Annotated in this window: 1 pseudogene; it reads left to right on the top strand. The window is 50.2% G+C overall.

Annotation, left to right across the window (positions count from 1 at the left end):
• Positions 1-230 (top strand): annotated as a pseudogene (locus NQ012_RS13025) (IS110 family transposase); the annotation flags it as partial.
• Positions 231-255 lie beyond the last annotated feature (25 nt).

Here is a 255-nt window from a genome sequence, read left to right as displayed (position 1 = left end):
TTGGTAAAACCGGATGTATCGGCGGCAGGATGGAAGTGCGTAATGCCCTGTATATGGCCACCCTGACCGCCAGCCGTTTTGAGCCGAAAATCAAAGCATTTTACGAACGGCTTACCGGCAAAGGAAAGCCGTTCAAAGTAGCCATCAATGCGTGTATGCACAAACTGCTGAGAATACTGAACGCACGGGTACGCGACTATCTGTGTTCAGACGGCCTGCAATGCGCTTGATTAACCGTGTTTGATGTTGCTGACT

The organism is Neisseria dentiae (genome assembly GCF_024580525.1).
Taxonomy (GTDB): domain Bacteria; phylum Pseudomonadota; class Gammaproteobacteria; order Burkholderiales; family Neisseriaceae; genus Neisseria; species Neisseria dentiae_A.
This window is presented reverse-complemented; position numbering and strand designations above follow the sequence as displayed.